Origin of the sequence: Burkholderia sp. Cy-637, assembly GCF_011753175.1 — a bacterium.
In the GTDB taxonomy this organism is placed as follows: Bacteria; Pseudomonadota; Gammaproteobacteria; order Burkholderiales; family Burkholderiaceae; genus Burkholderia; species Burkholderia gladioli.
This window is the reverse complement of the sequence record NZ_VWWC01000341.1, coordinates 1-2,461: the sequence shown is the minus strand read 5'-3', so window position 1 is coordinate 2,461 and position 2,461 is coordinate 1. Positions and strand designations below refer to the sequence as shown.

1 protein-coding gene is annotated in these 2,461 nt (G+C 73.0%); it reads left to right on the top strand.

The features are described 5' to 3' along the window. Positions 1 to 2,322: cellulose biosynthesis cyclic di-GMP-binding regulatory protein BcsB (gene bcsB, locus F3J10_RS35255; RefSeq protein ID WP_167244017.1), on the top strand; the 2,322-nt coding region annotated here is incomplete at its 5' end. Positions 2,323 to 2,461 lie beyond the last annotated feature (139 nt).

Here is a 2,461-nt window from a genome sequence, read left to right as displayed (position 1 = left end):
GCGAGCGACGGCGCGCTCTCGGCCGGCTCGGTCGGCGCGCCGAGCGCGGCACGCCAGTTCGATCCGCGCGCCGGCAGCCAGCCGGCCTTCGCGCTGGTCGCGCCGCCGTTGCCGCCGGAGCAGCAGAAGCTGCTCGGCATGCGCCCGCCGACCACCGCCAACCCCGGCACCCTGGTGCCGGGCGGGCGCCGCCAGACGCTCAGCTTCGCCGATCTCGGCGCGCTCGACCCGCTGCAGTTGCGCGGCACCGACGGCCAGAACGGCGTGCCCTTCTCGGTACGCAACGACGAGGTGGTGACCGCCGCCACCCTGCACCTGATCTACAGCTACTCGCCGGCCCTGCTGCCCGACATGTCGCAGCTCAAGGTGCTGATCAACGGCGAGGTGGCCGCCACCCTGCCGGTGCCGCAGGCGCAGGCCGGCACCACGGTGGCGCGCGACGTGCCGCTCGATCCGCGCTTCATCACCGAATTCAACCACCTCAACGTCCAGCTGGTGGGCCATTACACGCGGCGCTGCGAGGATCCGGCCAACTCCACGCTGTGGGCCACCGTCAGCAACGCCAGCTCGCTGGACCTCAGCTACGCCTCGCTGCCGGTCAAGCCGGAGCTGGGCGCGCTGCCCGCGCCCTTCTTCGACCGCCGCGACGTGCGCCGCCTCGAGCTGCCCTTCGTGTTCGCCGACAAGCCCGACCCGGCCACGCTGGAGGCGGCCGGCACGCTGGCCTCGTGGTTCGGCTCGCTGGCGGGCTATCGCGGCGCGCTGTTCCCGGCCCAGGTCGGCAGCCTGCCGCTGGCCGGCAACGCGGTGCTGTTCGCGCTGGCCGATTCGCATCCGGCCGGCCTCGCGCTGCCCGCCATCAGCGGCCCGACCATCGCCGTGATGGCACGCGACGACAACGCGCGCGGCTCGCTGCTGCTGGTGCTGGGCCGCAACGGCGACGAGCTGAAGACCGCCGCCGCGGCGCTGGCGCTGGGCCAGAACGCGCTGTCGGGCACCAGCACCACCATCACCCAGCTGGTCACGCTCAAGCCGCGCCAGCCCTACGACGCGCCGAACTGGCTGCCGACCGCGCGCCCGGTGCGGCTCGGCGAGCTGGCCGACTCGCGCGCGCTGTCGGTGAAGGGCTACGACGCCGGCGCGATCTCGCTGACCATGCGCGTGCCGCCCGACCTGTTCATGTGGAACACCAACGGCGCCTCGCTCGACCTGCGCTACCGCTATTCGGTGCGCCCGCGCCCGGATCGCTCCTCGCTGAACATCAGCGTCAACAACCGCTTCGTGCGCTCGCTGCAGATCCCGGCGGTCGATCCCTCGCGCTTCAGCATCGCGCGCTTCCTGGGACGCCTGGGCGCCGAGTCGGGCGATACCGGCAGCGCGCGCCACATCGTGCAGGTGCCGCCGCTGCTGCTGACCCCGCACTCGCAGCTGAACCTGCAGTACTACTACGACATCCCGAACACCGGCGACTGCGCCGGCGCGCTGCTGCCGAACGTGGAAGGCACGATCGATCCCGACTCGACCCTGGACCTCTCGCCGTTCCCGCACTACATGGCGCTGCCCGACCTGGCCGCGTTCGCCAACAGCGGCTTCCCGTTCACGCGCCTGGCCGATCTCTCGCAGACCGCCGCGATCCTGCCCGACGAAGCCACTCCGGGCGACTACAGCCTGTTCCTGCTGGCGATGGGCCGGATGGGCGAATCGACCGGCTACCCGGTGACCGGCGTGACGGTGGCCGGCCCCGGCCAGGTCGACAGCCTCGCCGACAAGGACCTGCTGATGATCGGCGGCCCGGGGCGCCAGCCGCTGCTGCAGCGCTGGGCCAAGTCGATGCCCTTCTCCAGCGACGGCGAGACCAGCAGCTTCACGCTGTCCGACCTCGGCCCGCGCATCGCCAACTGGTGGCACGGCCCGCACGGCATCGAGCGCACCCCGGCGCGCGCCGATCTCTCGCTGGTCAGCAACGGCGACAGCGCGCTGATCACCGGCTTCGAGTCGCCGCTGCGCGCCGGCCGCAGCGTGGTCGCGCTGATCAGCTCGCCGGGCGAATCGGAAGCCGAGATCACCTCGGCCCTGCTCGACGCCGACGTGCTGCCCCAGGTGCAGGGCGCGATGGACGTGGTGCACGGCCGCTCGGTGACGGTCACCACCAACGGCGACAGCTACTACCTCGGCAAGCTGCCGCCCTTCGAGTACCTGCGCTGGGCGCTGTCCTCGCATCCGCTGCTGCTGGTGCTGGGCGGCGTGCTCGCGGCGATCGCGATGGCCGCCCTGCTGTACCGCGCGCTGCGTCGCGTCGCGGCGCGCCGCCTGCAGGACTGACGCGATGAGCCGCTCCGTTTCCCGCGAGGGCCTGCGCGCCCTCGCCGCCAAGGCCGCGCTGTCGGCCTCGCTGTCGGCCTCGATACTGGCCGCGACCTGCGCCGGCCTGGCCGGCGCGATGCCGGCCCGCGCCGCCGCG